This window comes from Paenibacillus sp. N22P23 (genome assembly GCF_059383735.1).
Genome location: NZ_JBXENT010000002.1, coordinates 625361 through 645906, shown reverse-complemented (window position 1 = coordinate 645906; position 20546 = coordinate 625361). Strand labels below are relative to the sequence as shown.

Below are 20546 nucleotides of genomic sequence, written 5' to 3'. Positions count from 1 at the left end.
TAATAATCATTTTGTGGTCAATATTTCTCCGATTGCTCACATCTGCATCCGTTTGCAGCATGGAAAAGGGCAGCCGATAATCGGCTGCCCTTTGTTCATGGAATGATGCTTAACCTGCGCTTATAGACTTTCGTATGACACCTCCAGCTGTTTCTGCACCGGGAAAGTCAGACTGATCGAGGTTCCCCATCCCAGCTTGCTAAGAATCGAAATGCGGTACTGTTCACCGTAAGTAATCTCGAGCCGTTTATGCGTATTGAGCAGCCCTATATGCCGTCCTCCCTTGATTTCGGAAGCCAGCTTTGCCAGTACCTCCTGCCGCCGCTCCTTCTTCATCCCAACCCCTGTATCCGTTACGGTCAGCCGTACATGATCCTCAATTAACTCTGCTTTAATTCGAATGATACTTTTGCCGTCTTTCATCCGAATACCGTGATAAATACTGTTCTCAATAATCGGCTGCAAAATCAGCTTCATGACATGATAGTCTGCGACAGCCTCATCAATGCGCCAGATCACATCGAATTTCTCTTTATATCGGATATGCTGGATATCCACATAACGCATGGTGTACTTCATTTCTTCCTGAAGCGGCACGAAGGGCATAGAACTGTCTAAAGAGTACCTCAGCACGCCGGAGAGATTCTCAATCATTTCATTGGCTTCATTCGGCTTACCCGTATAACTGGCAACTTTCCAGTAGATCGTCTCCAGCGTGTTATATAAAAAATGCGGATTAAGCTGAGAATGAAGCGCAATAAATTCCATCACTTGCAGCTTATATTTTCGCTCGGACAGTTGAATAGTCAGAAACTCATTCTCAACAAACTTCTTCACGATATTCTCCGTAATATAGCCGTAAATGTCGTTCTTCGCGCCTGGAAGCACCTGCGGCAACGATGTACCGCGTTCAGCTGCGTGAAGGATAGAGACAACGGTTTGAAGCGTCTGGTGCTTCTTCTTAGATAAAGAATAAGCGAGAAAAAGTCCGATTATGGTGGAAATCAGCAGCAGTAGTCCAGTCAGCATTCGCAGCTTGGAGGGAAGTGAATACAATGCTGCTTTGGGAACAATCGATACGAACTTCCATTTAAATCGTGACGACGATAGCATATCGACCGTGTATGTACGGCCGTCGACCTTCATTTCTTCCGAGAGCAGCTCTTTACTCGTTAAATCGTTTTGCTTGAACACATTCAAATAATTTAGATCTGAATTCTTAGCAATGGTACGGTTATGTTCATCCATCAGAAGAATGCTCTGGCTGCGGTTTGCGGGCAATTGCCGCAGAAGCGATTCAATAAATTCAGCCTTCACATTCAAGACGACAACGCCGCTGCCGCTTGCCAAATGCAGTCTGTTATAGATGGAGATGACTCGGATTTCGCCTTCCGGGGCCCGCCTTTTCACAATGCGGTTTTCAGTCCACACCCGCTCGTTGGAATGATTCTTATACAAATCGTGCCACTCATGATCATAAAATTTGTCCACTGTATTCAAGCCTGTTACCGACGATAAGAACCGCTTGTCCTTGTTATCGAAATAGATATAGACAGAGTAGATGAAAGGGTTCGCATAAACAGTTGAATCGACGAAATTACGAATAACTTTAAGAACATCGAAAGTACTGTCCGTGATCCGTCCTGTTTTTAGGATGTCCTTCATTGTTACGGTTAGTCCCGGATTTGCGGAGAAATTCGTACTCAGGGAGTCCATCTCACGGAAAGAAAGCTCAATATATGATTTAGTCTGGGATAAGAGCGCTTGATTATTGGTATCAATCTGATCCTGGATATAGAGCTTAATAAGAAAAGTGGAGAGCGATCCCAAGATCAGCAGCGGGACCAGCATCGGAATTAACAAGGTGATAAGATGACCAAGCATGGAACGATGGACGGTTTTGAGCTTATTATCCATTATTACGGTAATCCCTTGGGCTTTTGCCAAAGATCCGCTTGAAAGAGCGAGTGAAGTTGTGTGGATTTGTGTAACCCAACATTTCACTGATCTCATAGGTTTTATAAGACGGGTCTGCCAGCAGCTGGGCTGCCTTCTGCATTTTGATCTGAATGACATAGTCCATGAACGTCAAGCCGGTCTGCTGCTTGAACAGTTTGCTCGTGTAGGAGTGGTTCAAATGTACATGTTTGGATGCGCTTTCAAGTGTTACGTTCGTGTAGTGCTCATCAATATACTTTTTAATGGCTGAAATATACCGGTTTTCCTGCTTCGGATCTAATTCTTCAGCTCGCGGCTCGGCTTTGCTGCGTTCATTGTCCATTTCTATCTTTAAGCCATGGAACACCTCAACCAGTTCTTTATAGATGGTTGGTTTCACGAGATAATTCTTAACACTATAGGTCATCGCTTGTTTGGCATACTGGAAGTCCGTGTATCCGCTTAAAAATACCAATTTGATTGCGGACTTATTGTCATGCAGCTCCTTGGCAAGCTCAAGTCCTGTCATAAGCGGCATCATAATGTCGCTTAGAATAACATCAACCTGCTGCTCTTTCAGCAGTTCCAAGGCTTGACGACCGTTCTCCGCTTCACATACGACCTCATAGCCAATCTCATTCCATGGGAAATAGTTTTTCAAACCGGTACGGATTTCGATTTCGTCATCGACAATCATTAACTTGTACATCGCGATGCCTCCTGATTACTTCTCCGAGCATGTTGAAACTCCCAGAAAGTATACAACAAATTGAGTGAATTAAATACTGATATAATATAGGAAAAAATCAATAATGGATAGCTATGACAAATGGAGATAGATTTCCAACCGGGAATGCGCATATAAAGATAGGAATTGTAACCTTCCCCTAGTAGCGATTCATTTCAACATGTTCTAAACTAAAGACAGCAAGTTTTCAAACTGCATGAAAGCGGCATCACTGGGGGAAGGTTAAGTGAAGAAGTCATTTAAGAGAATATGGACGATACCTTTCGCATTTACGTTGCTTGCAGGCAGCATAATAGGATGTTCTAGCGAGAGCACCTCTGATCGAACAGCAAACACTCAAGCTAATGAGTCAGCTGCAGCGGGGAATACAAACGTAAAGACAGAACCGGTAACGCTTCGTTTCTCGTGGTGGGGCGGCGATCAGCGCCATAAAGCGACGCTGGCAGTCATTGATCTTTACATGAAGAAACATCCGAATGTCAAAATTATAGGCGAATACAGCGGTTATCAAGGTTACTATCAGAAGCTGGTCACGCAGCTCTCGTCTGATGCGGCGCCGGACATTATCCAGATCGATCAGCCTTGGCTTGCAGATTTGACTAGCCAATCTGATATATTCGTGGACTTGAAAGATAAGATTGATGTTTCAGGCTTCGATCAGTCATTCCTAGACAGCTTTGCAGTTTTTAACGGCAAATTGCAATCGCTTCCAACAGGCGTGAACGGTGATGTCTTTATCTATAACAAAGATGCCTTGGGGAAAGCAGGTATCCAAGTAGATGAGAAGCTGGACTGGGACAAGCTGTTCGCTTATGGAGAGAAGCTGAAGTCGGTTGACAAATCGGCTTATGTGCTGAACACCGAGCTGTATAATATCTCGGACATCCTGAGAAAATACACCGTTCAGCATACGGGCAAGCGCTGGATTAACGAAAATTATACACTTGGCTTTACGAAGCAGGATGCGGTTGACGCGTTCAATTTGTTGCTGAAAATGGAAGAAAGCCACGTGATAGAGCCATTTGAAGATATATTACTATTTGATGAGGATCCATCCAAAAATCCGAAGTGGGCAAATGGCAAGCTGATGGGTTTCCTCGACCAAGTGAGCGAATTGGAAAACTATCAAAGTTTCGCGAAAGGCGCACTTGATGTTGCCCAAGCTCCAATTCTTGCCGGCGCTGTGGACACAGGGGTTGTCATGCGTCCATCGCAGCTGATTGCGATAAATGAAGAATCTAATAACCAGGAGACTGCACTGAACTTCTTGAACTTCTTCTTCCATGACCCTGAAGCGATCAGAACGCTAGGTACGGTTCGAGGTGTACCTGCGACCGAGGATGCAAAGAAGCTGCTGCTGGATGACAAATTGATGAATCCACTCGTTGCGAAAGGCATCCAGATTGCATCAGCAACGAAAGGTTCGAATGAGAATGCCGTCGAAGCGAACAAGGAAATTTATAGTATCATAACTGATATCATTGAGAAGGTAGGTTTCAAGACAGCGACGGCTGAAGAAGCAGCCGATGAGCTGATTCAGCGACTGAATGAGAAGCTTGCAGAGCTGAAGGCAGGTTACTTGGACTAAACAGGTCGAAGTGTCGGTATATGGAGAAACAGGCTAGTCAACCTATAGGAATGCGAGGGGATTAAGAAATGAGTACTAAGAAAAAGTATGTCATCGTTGGAGCGGGTGGCAGAGCGGAGTTCTTCTACGCGGCGATTGCAACAGATTACAAGCATACATCGGAGCTGCTTGCCTTCTGCGATGTGAATCAGACCCGGATGGATTATGCCAATACGCTGCTGACAGAGAGCTATGGCTCGAAGGCGGTTCGGACGTACAAAACGGAACAGTTTGACCAGATGGTTGAAGCCGAGAAGCCCGACGTTGTCATCGTGACGAGCATTGACCGTACGCATCATATCTATATTATTCGTGCAATGGAGCTGGGCTGCGATGTCATTACCGAGAAGCCGATGACGGTGGATGAGAATAAATGCCAGGACATATTGGATGCTGTCGAACGTACGGGCCGCCGCATGCGTGTCGCATTCAACTACCGCTATGCACCGCATCATACAAAGGCGAGGGAGCTGATTGAAGACGGAGTTATCGGCAACATTACTTCGGTTCATTTTGAATGGATGCTGGATACGAGACACGGCGCGGATTATTTCCGCAGATGGCATCGCGACAAGCGCAACAGCGGTGGGTTGTTGGTACACAAGTCGACGCATCACTTCGACCTGGTGAATTTCTGGATCGGGGCGCAGCCGGAAACGGTCTTTGCCTTCGGCAATTTGGCTTTCTACGGCAGAGAGAATGCAGAGCAGCGCGGTGTAACTAGCTTCTATGATCGCGGTACAGGTAATCCGATTGCCAAGGAAGATCCGTTTGCATTGCAGCTTGATGAGAACGAGCATCTGAAGCATATGTACCTGGATGCCGAGCATGAGGATGGATACAGACGGGATCAGAGCGTATTTGGAGACGGCATTAGCATTGAGGATACGATGGGAGTGATGGTCCGCTACGACAACAAGGCGATTCTGACGTATTCCCTGAATGCTTACTTGCCTTATGAAGGCTATCGGATCGCGTTTAATGGTACCAAAGGACGGATTGAGATGGAAATTCTCGAGCAAGCGTACATCAACTCCGGCGGCAATAAGGCGGACGAAGGGGCACTGGAAAAACAGTCGATTATCGTTCATCCGATGTTCAAGCTGCCGTACGAGGTGAAAGTGGAGGACGGAGAGGGCGGTCATGGCGGTGGCGATCCAATTCTTCTTCGCGACTTATTCGGTGAGCCAGCGGAAGATCGATTCAAGCGTGCAGCCAATCACATTGACGGCGCCAGATCCATTCTAACGGGCATCGCAGCGAATCAATCGATACGTACAGGGCTTCCGGTTAACGTGAAAGATTTGGTAACGATTAAGTAATGAAGAGATTGCCATTAGGACGAAAACGCCTCACTCATTCGTTATGTATGAGTGAGGCGTTTTTTTGAATTCATAAAGTACTGCATCGTTCATAAAGCCTTTACAATTAGCGATCAGCTGCAATTGATGAGCAAGTGTTCATATGGTAGAGTGGAGTCGTTACCATGATCAATTATTGTTGATGAGAATAGTGAAGGAGTTTACCATGTCAAAAAAACCAAAAGCAAAACCTTCCCGCAAAAGCAATGGGCCATCCAGCAAACAGCTGGTTGTGTTTACATCGATTATCGTAGGCTTATTCGTATTATTGTTTATCATCAACCAAGCATCAGACAAGACCGGAAATTCGTTTAAAGATGTGCCTGAGATTAGCAATCAACCGATTGAAGGCGACAAAGATGCCAAAGTATCCATTGTTGAGTTTGGCGACTATAAATGTCCGTCCTGTAAAGCTTGGGGAGAGCAGCTGTATCCGAAATTAAAGGAAGCCTATATCGATAGCGGAAAAGCCAATTTTACTTATATCAACGTTCTATTTCATGGTGATGAATCTAGGCTTGGGGCACAAGCCGGGGAGGCGGTGTGGTCGCAGAATCCAGAGGCGTTCTGGCCATTCCATAAAGCTTTGTTTCATGCGCAGCCGTCGGAAGATCATGATGCATTATGGATAACAACGGATAAGATTAAAGAAATCGTTGCAACCATTAAGCCTGCGATAGACCTGAACAAGCTGAATGCGGCGATGAGCAGCGATACGGTTCAGAACGAAGTCAGCATAGATGAGAAATTGGTACAGGATTACAGAGTGACGCAAACGCCAAGCATCATGATCAATCAAGTGATGGTTAAAGATCCTTTCGATTATGCCGCTATTGTCGAATTGATCGAGGAACAATTAAACGATTAAACAGCTATTCATATCAAAAACGGTTTCTTTCTATTTCTAGAAAGAAACCGTTTTTTTATTTCATGGAACTGCTTACTCCTTTAATTGATTATTACGGAAATCCATTGGCGATACGCCGACGAACTTCTTGAACACTTTGGCAAAATGATTCTGATAGTTGAAGCCGACGGCTATCGCAATATCGCTGATGGATTTGCGGGTTTGCAGCAGCAGATGCTTGCTTTCCATAATCCGAAGATAATTCAGATTTTCATTGAATGCTAAGCCGGTCTCCTTCTTTAATCTACTTGAAATATAGGATGGATTCTTATCGAATTTCTTAGCTACATCTTCCAGCGTAATCTTATCAAACATATGAGACCGCAAATATTGAATAATGTCTTTGACCAGATTCGAGTGGACCTGACTGGAGAATTGGGTAATGGCGGAAGTGAATTTAATCGTTACTTCTTTAAGCAGCGTAATAAATCCATTACTGGACGAAAAGGTTTCTGCAATTCGGCTATATTCTTCGGAAATCGTTCTGGCGTACGTATATTCAACGCCGTTGTCGATGGCAACTTGCGATAGGGCTGAGCAGGCTAATATGAAATGATTTTTAAGGGAACGTAATTGATCAGCTTTGGACTGAACGATGCGGACAAAGTAATTTAAATAAATTTTGGTATTGAAAATATCCTCGACCGCACTGTTATCACCGACGACCATTTTAGCTTTGATTAAAGCGAATACTTCGGCAGGGAGATAAAGCGATTCGTTCTCATAATAGATATTAACGAGCGATAGATTGGCAAGTCTGGAGACCTCATTCCATTGCACACCAAACGGCAAAGGAAACGGAACCGTTTCTGCCTGCGGATGGTAAAACCAATAAATCAAATTAACAATATGATTGTCTCTTTCTGCGCTCTTTGTCTCAATCGGCCCCAACACTAAGAATGGATACGAAACGTTGTCTTCAAAATTAAGAACTAGAAAGCTTCGATTTAATGTTAGAGGAAACCTGCTAATGCCATTCGACGTCTTTTCGATTTGCTGGCGATTCAAACGCAAGGAATCGATCAGCATAGAAAGATGCTGGTTTTTATCAGGCGTTTGGGAGATTTCCGAGCTGTGATAGGCAAACGTAATTTGCAACTGATCATCTAAAGCATACGCGCTCGTACCGATCGAAATGGCTAAGCTTGTTGACTTTTCTATAAAGGAATCATTCTGCCGGAGGTATTGTTGAGACAAAACGGTCACACCACCTTCAATGTACGTGATAACGCATTCTTTTTTACTATAATAAAATATTCCAGCTAAATTCATATCCAAAACATCATATATGTATCCAGTCGGATTTGGTCGACATTGTATACTCTATTTAGCTTAGAGAAGGGGGAACTGCGGGCCTATTCATGGAGTGTTTTCAAGGCATAACGAAAGTTTAATAGGAAACTTTGGCCAATAAGAGAAATTTGCGAGTAATCCGCATCTTAGAATTTCACATATGCGAATGTATCTTATTGTTTTTGCTATGTCAATGAAATGCCATAGATTTAAGGACCTGAAAATTCAGGAAACTGTGAGACATGAAACAAGCAATTAATAGTTAAACGGAGGATCATCATGAAAATGAAATCAAAACAAGCAAAACAAATGCTGTCCGTTATTGCTTTAGGTACGCTTCTATTCAACGGTGTACTGCCTCAGAGTCTAACGCGCGTACATGCTGCAGACGCAAACGAGCCGCAGCAGCAGCAAAGCACTGGGACATTTAATGCAGATGAAGTAAATCGCATTCTAGCCAGTCTGACCCCCGAGCAGAAAGCAAGCATTAACAAACTGACCGGAGCGGACATCTCACAGAAAATCCATGTGGATCCAAAGGATTTGCGCAGCTCCAAACCTATTAACGTTATCGTGCAATTCAAAGTGGATCCAGCTAAGATCCAAATCATCAAGCAATCCTTGGCGAACGGCGGTGCTGGGGTAAACGGTACAGCATTTACGAATGATTACGCCGATGCGCAACAAAAAGTGAAAGATTCGCACGCTAGATTTAAAAGCTTTGTGACTACGCAGCCTACCCAATCAATCGTTGGCGGTAAATCTGTCAACACGAGCATGAGAATTACTAGAGAATATTCTGAGGCGTTTAACGGTGTATCTCTATCTTTGCCTGCAAGTGAAGTGAATAAACTTGCCGATAATTCGGAAGTTGCTTCCGTTTGGTCTGTTGTACAATTCGATGTACCTAAACAAAGCTCAGTATCCACTGCAGATACAAGCGGTTCTGTCGGCAATCCTACTTCGGCGCTGACTTGGATGGGCATTGATAAACTTCAAGCCGCAGGCCATACAGGTATTATCAAATCAGGTCCGCGTCAAGGTCAACGAATTAAGGTCGGTGTCCTGGATACCGGTATCGATTATAATCATCCTGATTTAAAGGCCGTTTATAAAGGCGGACATGACTTTGTCAATAATACAGTCGATGTTTCCGGTAATGTAACTTTCGTGGATGACCTTGACCCGATGGAAACCACTTATCGGGATTGGCTGGCTGCAAAGGAGCAACCGAATCCACTTGTAAGTCCTACAGCGAACTATAAGGACTACATAACGGAACATGGTACGCATGTATCGGGGACAATTGCTGCGAATACGACAACGAATAATGCTGTCTATTCTGCGAACGGCGTTGCACCGAAGGTTGATCTTTACGGGTACCGCGTATTAGGTCCAGGTGGAAGCGGTTCCTCGGACGGGGTATTGAATGGAATTGATCAAGCCGCTAAGGATCATATGGATGTCATCAATCTTTCACTGGGAAATACAGTGAACGATCCTATGTATCCGACAAGCATTGCCATTACCAATGCTACAATCGAGGGTGTTGTTTGTGCAATTGCAGCAGGTAATGCAGGTCCTGGTCAAGCTACTGTTGGCTCGCCGGGAACTTCACCGCTTGCAATAACCATCGGTGCCAGTACGATTCCGGAAAACATTCCGGTTATGACCCTCAAGAACGGCACAAAGTCTTACCAGGCTCGTTTATTTGGAAGAAGCTTCATCCAAAGCGATGATCAATATAAAGGACAGACACTTCCAATTGTTGATGTCGGTCTAGGTACTATGGATGACTATAGTGGAAAAGAAATGTCCGGTAAAATCGCCCTTGTTAAACGCGGCGGCGAGTATATGCAGACCAAAATCGCGAGTGCTCATCGCGCAGGCGCAGCGGGTATGATTATCTGGGATCATGTTGATGATGCCGATACAGAAGGTTATATTCCGAATTACTTGGGCCTCAGTATGGATTATGCTTATTCCGTTTCCTTGACGCGAGTCCAAGGGGAAGCACTCGCGAAGGCGATAGCAGCTGATCCCGATCATGCCACCATTACGTTCCCGGCTGCACTGGATGCGCCGCTCGTAAAGAATGGGGACGAATTGGCAAGCTTTAGCTCAACGGGACCCGTGAAGGATTGGACGATTAAGCCGGATATCGTCGCTCCGGGCGTTGACATTCTGTCTACAGCTCCATTCGACGTTTATGAGCCGCAAGACACAGGTACGCCTGATTATACGAATCAGTATATGCAAATGTCCGGTACTTCCATGGCTACACCTCATGTAGCGGGGATTGCGGCATTGGTTCTGGCTGCTCACCCTGATTACAGTCCTGCCGATGTTAAGACGGCATTAATGAATACAGCCAAGGATATGAATACCGCTTCGAAGACTTATAGCGTATATCAAGTAGGTGCTGGCGTTGTCGATCCTGCTCGCGCTATTGGGGCTAACATTAATATTCAAGTGCTGGAAAAAGCCTCTACGTATGATACCCCTACGGATTATACGACTATTCATCAAGTGGATAATCTGACGGGCAGTCTTTTCTTCGGCTTTAAAGGAAGAGGAGAGGGTGCAACGGACGGCTCGGATGACGTGGTTTCATCCAAAACGTTTAACGTATCGAATAATGGTACAAGCAGTAAAACATTTAAACTCCGTACAGAATTTATTACCACTAAATTTGCGCTTTCGCACCCTGTAGGTACGGGGACCGGCAATGATGTCAAGATTGATTTCTCTGCAGGCAACGCAGCTGTGACATCCATTACGGTTGGCGGAGGCAGTAAGGTTAAAACAACAGCCCAAATTACGGTTCCTTCAAACGCTATTGATGGCACTTATGAAGGTTATATTCATCTCGTTAATGCAGCTGATTCGTCAGAGTCTTATCGCATTCCCTTTACGGTGACCGTAGCCGAAAAAGGAATCAATATGAATGTAGACATAAAGGCATTTACACTTCCTTTCTCCATTACAGGGAACTGGAACCCGGATACAAACGGATCCGGAGGTTCGGGCTATACCTTCTCTGTCAATAGTGCAATGGATAGCATGTACCTGGTATTGAAGGACAAGAACGGTAATTATTTAGGTGTCGTTCAAGATGTAGCTAATATCGGCGCGATAGGTCCTGGTGTCATTTATGGTCCTTTACAAATGCTTGTTGGAGGCAGATATCTTCCATTTACCAAGCCCTATGACGGATCATCATCACTGGATCATTCCGGAATAGGAACAACACCGGCGATTATTACGGAAGGCTCTTATTCCGTTGAGATGATTGCTATTGACTCAGCTGGCAAACGTTACACAGCAGAAGATACGCTGTACGTGGATTTGACAGCGCCTACTATCGCCATGGACAGCGATTCTAAACCTGGGATTTATGAAATCGATCCGACAGGTTATCAGCCTGGGCAAGAGATTCAGGGATTCTATGGTACCGTTTATGATAATAACGTCGACATCATGAAGAATAACGGTGAAACTTCGGTAAAAAGTCCAGATGGTAATCCAGCACCAGCACCTGTAGATCAAGCTTTGAACGCGGTCTGGGGGTACCAAGATAGCTTTTGGCCAACTGTATTTTTCAATACGGATGCGAAAGGTCGTTTCCATTTTGGTATTAGTCCAGAGGACATCACGCCACAAGGCACTAACTTCTGGGTTTACCCAAGTGACTATGCCGGTGCAGCTGATGTGGATTCCACCACGCAGCAGTATTATTTCATCAAGAAGGGTTCTCCTTATGTAACGGTTTCATCTGCCGGAAACACAGGTATGGAGAATCAAGATAAGATTGTAATGGATGCCTATAAACCATTCAAGGTTACCATCGCTTTGAAGCATGGCATTGGCATGACAGCCGGTAAATTTATGCTCAATAGTAACCTTTATTCATTTGCGAATATCAAACTTACAGATGAATATAAAACCTATTTAAGCAGCAAAGGAATTGACCCTTCAACTGTTGGTTTAACAGTAAGCCAGCCGTATAGACATTCACAATATGCGGGTCTAACCACTGACATTACGATATCAGGCATTAGTGACGCTGGCGCTCTTGATCGTGATATGAACATAGTAGATTTAGATGCAACGTATACAAATGCTGACCCGATTTCCGGACCATGGAAATTCAACGTCTACAATACATTCTTTACGATGTCAGGTACAGAGTCGCAGGTTCCGGCTTTCACAACAAATGTACCTTATGTGCGACAGGCTCAATCTATGATTACAGGCGGTTTGTTTGCTGAATCGTTCAGACAGAATACGCTTAGCGGATCGTTCACAAACATTACGACCGATTCAGGCGCAAAGGTTACGGTTACCAATCAAGATGGCAAATCGTATGTAACCGATAATCCTACATCCATGAACAATTCAATTCAATATTACGGTAATATGCTCGGAACTTATGCCGTTACAATGGATGTAAGCGATAAACCTTACTCTGTTGAGCTTTCCATGCCGGGACATTTTAAGGGTTATCTTAAAACCCCTGTAGTTGCTTCAACTAAGTATGGTTATCTGACGGGAGAGTACAAGGATATCCCTTCTATTCAAACGCCTTCATTATTAGCCGGAGACGTTAATGGCGATAATGTGATTGACATGAAGGATCTCATTGCAGAAACCGATGTTTATTTAAATTACAAGAGCCTGAACTCACTCAACAATCCGGCGCCGGGCAATCTAGCATCCAGAACCGTATTCCTGAATGCGAATAGAAATGCCGATGTGTACTGGAAGAAACCGGGATCTTCCGGTTATGGAATTGACTACTATGACTTCTATTACATCTTCAAAAACTTCGGTCAAGTGAATCAGAATGCAGTAGATTTCGGTGTAATCCCTACTGCGCCGACTCCGCAGCTTTTGGTGGAACAAGCCACTACAATTACAACGCCATATGCGGGTTCCATAACCCTAAGCGCGGGAGACGGCATGAAAGAAGTAATGGCTAAACTGGGTTTTGCAGGTCCATCGCAAACAACGTCCGTTACGACACTTCCAAAGTTAAGTGACTTGCAAAGTGGTGCGACCATAACATTAATACCAAATAACAGTGTGTTTCTGGATGACGTTAATTGGAGAACCAGCATTACGAAGATCCTTCTAGGTTCAACAGATATAACCGATAAAGTAACAGTCACAGCAGGCTACCTTTATTTCGATCCAATTAAGGGTTTGACTTTTGTGCCGGCTAAGATTACTTTACCAGGTTCACTCTTCCCAGCAGCCGGTAATTATGCTGTCAAAATCCAGGCCGCAGGGTATACAGATGTAACGACTAGCTTCTCGATTGGCGCTGCACCGATTCCGACGCCTACCATTCCGTTAGTCACCGATCCGGCCAAAGCGCATGTAGGTAAAGATTTAACACTTACATTTACGGAAGATGCGAGTGGTGAAGATTGGCGCAGCGGTATCAATAAAGTCGTGGTGAAAACAAGAGACTACCCAACCGGTATAGACATCACCGATCTGTTGGATGGCAGCGGTCATAAATATTATGACATCAGCCAGCCAGGGCAAATTACGTTTAAAGCAGATCTCTTTAAGACCAATGCATCACCTGTCGTTGCAGCTTCGGCTATAGCTCCGGGCGGAGCCAATTATTTGCCTCAGCTGTATATGTTTGAATTCAGTTCAACAGGTGCCACCACGGGTACAATTTACCCTCTTAAAACGGTCGGCTCTGATCCGTCAGGGATATACGGTGCTATGCAAGCCGTTGGATACGGCCTTACATTTGACAGTCAAGGCGGAGCTCCGGTTCAACCCATTGCTGTTGGAATTAATCCTGCGAAGAGCAGAAACGGAACTAACCTTGTAGCAAACTCATCGTTGAAAAATCCTTCAACAACAAGACCCGGATATAACTTTATGGGCTGGTATAGCGATCCGGCACTTACGATGGTCTGGGATGCAGGCACCAATATTAGTTCAGACGTTACCCTTTATGGCAAATGGCAAATGAATTTTACACAAAACTATGCTCTTGTTGATAAAGCGAAGCAAGATGGCCTGAAGTTCGACGGAACGAATGGCGCTGTCAGCGGGAAAGGTTGGGTGCTTGGCGAAGGGAATCTGGATATTGGCATTGCGGAGTATGCTGCTAATATTCCTTGGTTAACGAGCAAGGCGAGTATTCAAAAAATTGAAGCCTCCTTCTACAAGATCAAGAGTGATGGCGCAACTGAATCGACACTTACAACGTATACGCTAGATCCAAGCACGTATGACTTTGTAACGAATGGTACTGCTGGCAAGCTGACCTTTACGACTGCAACAGCAGCAGCAGCGGCACTGGCTGGACAAACAAGTCTGGGTCAAAAGTTTGCATTTAGCGAAGCGCCAAGTCTCCTTGGCGGAAGTCCGTATAGCGGTTACCAGTTGAAGGTTACAGCCATCGACGGCACGACGACTTTGTTGATCAATGATGTCAAGCTGGGTTATAGACGTCATATTGACCTAAACGGCGGGGCGTTAAAGAGTCCTACAGACACCTACTTCTGGGATACACTTGTAAACGGCAAAGCCGGCATCCCTAATATGACAACAGTAGTTGACGCCGTTACGGGGAACGTTACATCAGGCCCATTATTGCATGTAACCAATGGAGGTCTTTCTGTAAGTCCATTGCTTTATCTGGATGCAGCAAGCTCAATCGGGAATACGTTTAACGGTAATGCAGCGCTGACAGATAATGCTGTGTTATATCTAAGCTGGACGAAAACGCCGCCAATTGTTCTTAAACAAGTCTTTGGGAACACGGTCGGCAGCGATATTAGTCTGCATTTCACCGATGACGGATTATGGAAGAGCAATATTAGTAAAGTTATGATCGGTTCTAAAGTATTGGTTCGTGATATGGACTACACGATCTCCGCTGATGCAATCACGCTTAACCATTCCCTATTTACAGCTGGGCAAAAGGTGAATGTAGTGATTCAATCGGAAGGTTATGCAGACGCAATCGTTACGGATCAAGTTATCGGTTATTTGGTAAACTTTGAGTCCAATGGCGGTGATTCCATTGCACCTCAAATTGTAACAAGAAGCGTAACAAGACCGGTTGATCCTATCAAGGTTGAGTATAGGTTTGCCGGTTGGTATACGGATCAAGACTTAACAATGCCATTTGATTTTGCAAGCATTGTTACGAAACCAATGACTCTGTATGCCAAATATGCTTTAGCCACATCTATTGTTTCACCGGATGATTGGGATAACGCCGTGGGTAACGACATGACCCTTGAATTCAGTGACTCGGATTGGGCAAACGCAATTACAAGCATCAGTGTTGGCGGTACTCCTGTAGATAGCTCGACTTATAAAGTAGATCCTGCTGCAGGTACGATCACGTTGGATAAGAGTCTCTTCACGAAAGCGGCAGCTTTCAGTATCACGATCAGCGCTGCCGGTTATGCCGATGTTTCACTTATCCAAGATGTCATTAACGGATATCAAGTCCATTTCGTACTTCCGGTCGATGTTCCATTTGGCGGAGTCCAAGATCAAATCGTATCCCGCAGAATCTCGCAACCGGAAGTTTACGGTTATGATTTGGTTTGGTATGCAGATGAGGCTCTTGCTAATCCTTGGGATTTCACAAGCTCCATTTATTCGGATCGTACGCTTTATGGAACATGGACGCTCCATAAATTCAACGTGACAATCGATACACAAGACGGAGGTTTAGTTGATACTCTGGCAGTAGATTACAACACTGTTATCACAGAGCCAACAACTCCGGTAAGAGAGGGTTATACGTTCGGAGGTTGGTATCAGGATGCTGCAGGTACGCTTCCATGGGACTTTGCAACGAATGTAGTAACAGCAGATACAACTCTATATGCCAAATGGCTAATCAATGGCTATAATGTTAGCTTTGACAGCCAGGGCGGAAGTGAAGTAGCAAGTATTTCTGTGGAATATAACACGGTAGTCACAGAACCATTAACTCCGGTAAGAGAGGGTTATTCTTTCGGAGGTTGGTGTCAGGATGCTGCATGTACACTTTCATGGGATTTTGCAACGGAACCGGTAACAGCGGATACCATCTTGTATGCGAAATGGACGAAGCTATCAACATCGACACCGCCAACGGAACCAATTGATCCAATTGAACCAATTGATCCAATTGAACCAACTGATCCGATTGATCCAACTCCGGTTCCAACACCGGAAAAACCAGTATTGAAGAATGAGATCGTCGATGTGGCGAAACTCGCAGAAGCAATCAAAACCAATCTTGCAACCGCTCCTGCAATCACATTCACAGACGAAGCTCCTACAAGCTGGAGCGCGAAAGCGGTGGCATTGGCGACGCAAATCGGCTTCGTATCCGGTTATGCGGATGGTACGTTCCATCCTAATGCATCAGTTACGCGCGCAGAATTCGCTACTATGCTTGTGAAGGCTTTAGGTATCACTGCCAGAGGTTCCGATAACTTTGCTGATGCGGAAGGAAGCTGGGCAGCAAGCGCAATAGCTGCACTGAAAACGAACGGCATCATTAACGGTTATACTGACGGTACCTTTAAGCCGAACAACGAAATTTCCCGTGCGGAAATCGTTGCTATTCTTTCGAAGGTTATGAACCTCAGCCCTGTTACAGGCACATCGAAGTTCCAAGACACGCAAGGCAGCTGGGCTGAAGAGCCTATCAACCAATTGGCTGCTGCGGGAATTATCGGTGGCAAGGGAGACGGTAAATTTGAACCGAATTCCACGGCATCACGCGCTGAGTCGGTCACGATGATCCTTCGTCTACTGAACGTAAACCTGGATCTCGGTTTGGAATTGTAAAAGCAGTAATGAACAAATGAAAGAGGGAGCTGTCTCAAAGGCAGCTCTCCCATTAAATGTGAAAGCCCCGTTAATTCGGGGCTTTTTTGATCTACAGTTACTTAGTAAATAGAATGCCACACACCTAAAATTCCCCCCATACATCAACTAATAGAATTGAATTATATTAATAGTGTTGGAGCTATATCATATGACGGTTTATGTATTATACATTACTAGTCTGAATCCATATAATAAGATCAGTCTGAGACTAGCTTTTAATAATCCATCCATGGTCGTAATAGCACAAAAGAGTTGAGCAGGGATACCTGCTCAACTCTTTTGTTAACGTGATTATTTCGAAGCTTTCCAAGCGTCGATTTGCTTTTGCATCTCGGCAATGATTTTATCGGAGCCTGCATCTTTCAGCTTCGCTACAAACTCATTGTATTTCTCTTCAGTAGCAATACCAAGATCAATCGATCTTGCGTACTCATCAAAGACTGCGCTTGATTTGGCGATTTCAGCTTTAACGGGTTCACCATCGAAGGAGAAGCCGAGCAATTTGGATGGAACAGCTTCGTTGTTCACTTTCTTCGTATCTTCCCATACCGTTGCAGGCATTCCTTTGTCCACATAAGCCAAGTAGTTGGTTGCAAACATCCAAGGCACATTCGGGTTATAGCTTTTAATTTCCGGACCTGGGATTTTGAAGCCGTCTGCATCAAGGTCATAGTGTTTACCTTTAATACCGAAGTTCAAGAGGTTGTACAGGTCTTTATCCGTGTTCAGAAGCTCAAGTACCATCATGGCTCTTTCCGGATTCTTCGACGTTCTGCTGATTGCATGCATAGTAGCAATGATACCGCCAGTAGATAGATGAGCAGTCCCAGCAGGGAAGTCGATCGTTGGCTCGCCGGCTGCCGCTGTCATGACCACTTCTACGCCTGGCTTATAAGCTCCACCCATTGTAATAGAGATTTTTTTATAGTCATTGTTCGTATCCGTTTTCTTCGAAATCCGTTCTTTCGAATTCAAGTAGCCTTTCGCATTCCATTCTCTCATGATAGCGGCGAACTCTTTCACTTCCGGTGTTTCGAACTGATTGACGACTTTGAGATTGTCATCGTCATAAGCGACAACGCCAGGAACGGCAAAGCCTGCAATCGCTTCATAGTTCGTAGCTTCGTTGTATTGAACCAAGCTAGTAATGAACGCCCGCTCTGGCTCGTCTTTGTGTACAGCCTCTAGGAACGGCTCTAGTGCACGCAAGCCTGTTGGGTTTAACGTTCCTTTAAGTGCATTTGTATCAAGATTGTATTTCTCCGCCAATGCTTTCGTAACGATTGTATCCGGCGTTCTTGCGGAAATTTGTTGGTTGATAAATCCGTAGATTTTGCCGTTTACTTTCGTTGCTTCCCAGAACGTGCTTGGGACGGAAGCGTATGAATTCGGTGCATATTTCGTAAGCAAGTCATCAAGTGGCAAATAAGCGCCTTTAGCAACGTTCTGCGTATAGTTATTAATCCAGTTCGCTGTGTAAGCCAAGTCGAATTCTTCACCGGATGCAATGACTACTTTCATCTTCTGATCGTATTCACCGAATGCAAGCGGCTTGAAATCAACGGTTGCGTTAATTTTCTCTTTCAATACTTTATTCACTTCAGCAAATACGGCATCTTGTTCAGGCTGCGGGAAGGCGCCTGGGAAGTACCAGGTCAGCTTAGCTTCAGGCAATTCTGCAGGCGTATTCTCTGCAGCAGTGTTTTCAGCAGAAGTGTCTGCCCCGTTTGTTGCAGCTGCATTGTTCTTCGCGTTATTAGCCGCCGTGTTGTTCGCGGTATTGTTGCCTGAGTTGCTGCCACATGCCGTAAACAGCAGCGTGGATGCGAGAAGCACGCTTGTAACAACTGTGCTTTTCTTGGAAGATGCAATTCTTTTAAACATGGTGAATCCTCCCTTTTGTATTTGCTAGTTTTTTATATTCTTAAAATGGATATGATCCATGTTTAAGCTATCCTTTTACCGCTCCGACCGTAAGGCCTCTGACGAAGTATTTCTGGAAGAAGGGGAATACGACGAGCATAGGACCGGCAGCAAGTATGGCCATTGCCATTCGAGCGGATTCGGAAGGCGGAACCTGATTGACCAGATCCGGAGGCAGCTGGTTCGTCGAATTGGTTAGGAATTCGATCGTGGTCATCATGCGGTAAAGCATGTACTGCAGCGGAACGAGCTTGTCATTATCGATATAGAGAAGACTAAGCCACCAATCGTTCCAATAGTGAAGCAAGGTGAATAGTGCAATGGTGGCAAGTCCGGGCTTTGCAAGCGGAAGAACAATCTGGAAGAAGATTCTAAACTCACTTGCTCCGTCAATCATGCAAGATTCAATAATGTTGAAAGGAATCTTCTGCATGAAGGATCGCAAGATCAAGATGAACCAAGGAGCGGCAAGAGCAGGTAGAATCAACACCCACAGTGTGTTTTTTAAATGCAGATAATTGGTAATGACGATGTAGGTAGGGACCAGACCGCCGTTGAAGAGCATGGTGAAGAAAACATAGAAGCTGAGTGGATTTTTGAATTTGTAATCTTCGCGCGACATCGCATAGGCGACGCCTGCCATAATCAGCACGCCTGCTACGGTGCCTATTACACTGATTAGGAATGAATTTTTGAAAGCGGTCAGTAGTTGAATCGGATTATATAAAACGTAAGCGTAGGCCGTGAAATCGATATGTCGCGGCAGCAGGCTGTATCCGAATTCCAGAATATCTGCTTCTTTGCTGATTGAGACAGAGATGACGGATAGTAGCGGAATAATGCAAGCGAGAGAGAACAGGATGAATAGGGTGTGAATGAAAAGTTGAGGAACGATTTTTCTGGCCAGCATAGGTTCACCTCATGATCTGATCTTGGTCTAGAATAATTTGTTCTCATCGTTCATTTTCTTGACAACGTAATTACTGAGCAGCACAACGATAAAGCCCATTACGGATTGAAAGAGGCCTACTGCCGAAGACATCCCCATATCGCCGGAAACCTTCAACATGCGATATACATAAGTGTCTATAACTTGTGTGACAGGAAACAAGCTGCCAATTTCCCTAGGTACAAAGAAGAAAAGTCCGAAATCGGCATAGAAGATTCGACCGATAGAAAGCAAGGTCATAATTGTAATGAGCGGCATGATTAAAGGGATGGTGATTCTGCGAACCATTTGAAATTTCGAAGCGCCGTCAATGGAAGCGGCTTCAAAATACTCTTGCGAAATGCCAAGTATGCCCGCATAGAAAATGATGCTGATATAACCAAGGCCTTTCCAGATGTTAATGCCCGTCAAGAAGAACGGCCAGATCCATGTTTCTGTGTAGAAATCAAAGGGGGTTCCTGCCCGTTCGAGCCAGGAAGTGAGAATACCGTAGGGCCCAATGAACGAGTAGACCATGTAGGAAACGATGATCCAAGAGAAGAAATAGGGGAAGAAGAAAATCGTCTGATACGCCTTCAGAATTCTTCTGCTGAGCACTTCATTCAATAGAATCGCGAATACGACAGAGAAGAACGTTCCGATTGCAATAAAGACTAAGTTGTAGCCTAGCGTGTTTCTCATCACGAGCCATGCATCGCTGGACGTAAAGAAGAAACTGAAGTTTTTGAAGCCGACCCATGGGCTTCCGAATATGCCTTGCTCATAATTGATTTCTTTGAAAGCTAAGAAAACGCCGCCTATTGGTAGATAGGAGAAGAGGAAGATGAGCAGGATTGCAGGCAGTGCCAGTAGACTGATGTGTATTTGCTTCTTATACTGTTTGGACTTTATTGCTCTATTTGCCATGAAACAGACGCTCCTTCTGC

At 44.8% G+C, this 20546-nt stretch carries 10 protein-coding genes; 4 read left to right on the top strand and 6 right to left on the bottom strand.

What is annotated here, in order from left to right:
* Positions 1-120: 120 nt before the first annotated feature.
* Complete coding sequence (locus AC506A_RS13460) at positions 121-1917, bottom strand: sensor histidine kinase (RefSeq protein WP_495461504.1); 1797 nt, start codon at positions 1915-1917, stop codon at positions 121-123.
* Positions 1910-2647, bottom strand: coding sequence for a response regulator transcription factor (locus tag AC506A_RS13455; protein ID WP_495461503.1), 738 nt, complete (start codon positions 2645-2647; stop codon positions 1910-1912). Before AC506A_RS13455 ends, AC506A_RS13460 begins: the two co-directional genes overlap by 8 nt.
* A 265-nt stretch (positions 2648-2912) precedes the next feature.
* On the opposite strand from AC506A_RS13455, the gene AC506A_RS13450 reads away from it, so the two are divergent.
* From AC506A_RS13450 to AC506A_RS13440, 3 genes are all read left to right on the top strand, one after another.
* A complete protein-coding gene (locus AC506A_RS13450; RefSeq protein ID WP_495461502.1) occupies positions 2913-4274 on the top strand; it encodes an ABC transporter substrate-binding protein in 1362 nt (453 codons plus the stop codon).
* Positions 4275-4342: 68 nt separating this feature from the next.
* Positions 4343-5635: a Gfo/Idh/MocA family oxidoreductase gene (locus AC506A_RS13445; protein WP_495461501.1), complete on the top strand. Its 1293-nt coding sequence runs from the start codon at positions 4343-4345 to the stop codon at positions 5633-5635.
* Between the two features lie 205 nt (positions 5636-5840).
* The gene (locus AC506A_RS13440) at positions 5841-6542 is read left to right on the top strand and encodes a DsbA family protein (protein ID WP_495461500.1); all 702 of its coding nucleotides are present in this window, start codon (positions 5841-5843) and stop codon (positions 6540-6542) included.
* 72 nt (positions 6543-6614) lie between these two features.
* Here AC506A_RS13440 and AC506A_RS13435 read toward each other — a convergent pair whose 3' ends face one another.
* The gene (locus tag AC506A_RS13435) at positions 6615-7778 is read right to left on the bottom strand and encodes a helix-turn-helix domain-containing protein (protein WP_495461499.1); all 1164 of its coding nucleotides are present in this window, start codon (positions 7776-7778) and stop codon (positions 6615-6617) included.
* A 375-nt stretch (positions 7779-8153) separates the two neighbouring features.
* On the opposite strand from AC506A_RS13435, the gene AC506A_RS13430 reads away from it, so the two are divergent.
* Positions 8154-16706, top strand: a complete 8553-nt coding sequence (locus AC506A_RS13430) for an InlB B-repeat-containing protein (RefSeq protein ID WP_495461498.1) — start codon at positions 8154-8156, stop codon at positions 16704-16706.
* A 333-nt stretch (positions 16707-17039) separates the two neighbouring features.
* On the opposite strand, the gene AC506A_RS13425 is transcribed toward AC506A_RS13430, so the two are convergent.
* From AC506A_RS13425 to AC506A_RS13415, 3 genes are all read right to left on the bottom strand, one after another.
* On the bottom strand, positions 17040-18632 hold the full coding sequence (locus AC506A_RS13425; RefSeq protein ID WP_495461497.1) for an ABC transporter substrate-binding protein: 1593 nt from the start codon (positions 18630-18632) through the stop codon (positions 17040-17042).
* Positions 18633-18699: 67 nt separating this feature from the next.
* On the bottom strand, positions 18700-19581 hold the full coding sequence (locus AC506A_RS13420) for a carbohydrate ABC transporter permease (RefSeq protein ID WP_495461496.1): 882 nt from the start codon (positions 19579-19581) through the stop codon (positions 18700-18702).
* Positions 19582-19608: 27 nt separating this feature from the next.
* On the bottom strand, positions 19609-20526 hold the full coding sequence (locus AC506A_RS13415; protein ID WP_495461495.1) for an ABC transporter permease: 918 nt from the start codon (positions 20524-20526) through the stop codon (positions 19609-19611).
* Between the last annotated feature and the right edge of the window lie 20 nt (positions 20527-20546).

Bases quoted from the DNA above. Each gene is read 5' to 3' on its own strand.
- AC506A_RS13425 (WP_495461497.1), bottom strand. From the start codon at position 18,632: ATGTTTAAAAGAATTGCATCTTCCAAGAAAAGCACAGTTGTTACAAGC.
- AC506A_RS13415 (WP_495461495.1), bottom strand. From the start codon at position 20,526: ATGGCAAATAGAGCAATAAAGTCCAAACAGTATAAGAAGCAAATACAC.
- AC506A_RS13440 (WP_495461500.1), top strand. From the start codon at position 5,841: ATGTCAAAAAAACCAAAAGCAAAACCTTCCCGCAAAAGCAATGGGCCA.
- AC506A_RS13445 (WP_495461501.1), top strand. From the start codon at position 4,343: ATGAGTACTAAGAAAAAGTATGTCATCGTTGGAGCGGGTGGCAGAGCG.
- AC506A_RS13455 (WP_495461503.1), bottom strand. From the start codon at position 2,647: ATGTACAAGTTAATGATTGTCGATGACGAAATCGAAATCCGTACCGGT.
- AC506A_RS13420 (WP_495461496.1), bottom strand. From the start codon at position 19,581: ATGCTGGCCAGAAAAATCGTTCCTCAACTTTTCATTCACACCCTATTC.
- AC506A_RS13460 (WP_495461504.1), bottom strand. From the start codon at position 1,917: ATGGATAATAAGCTCAAAACCGTCCATCGTTCCATGCTTGGTCATCTT.
- AC506A_RS13430 (WP_495461498.1), top strand. From the start codon at position 8,154: ATGAAAATGAAATCAAAACAAGCAAAACAAATGCTGTCCGTTATTGCT.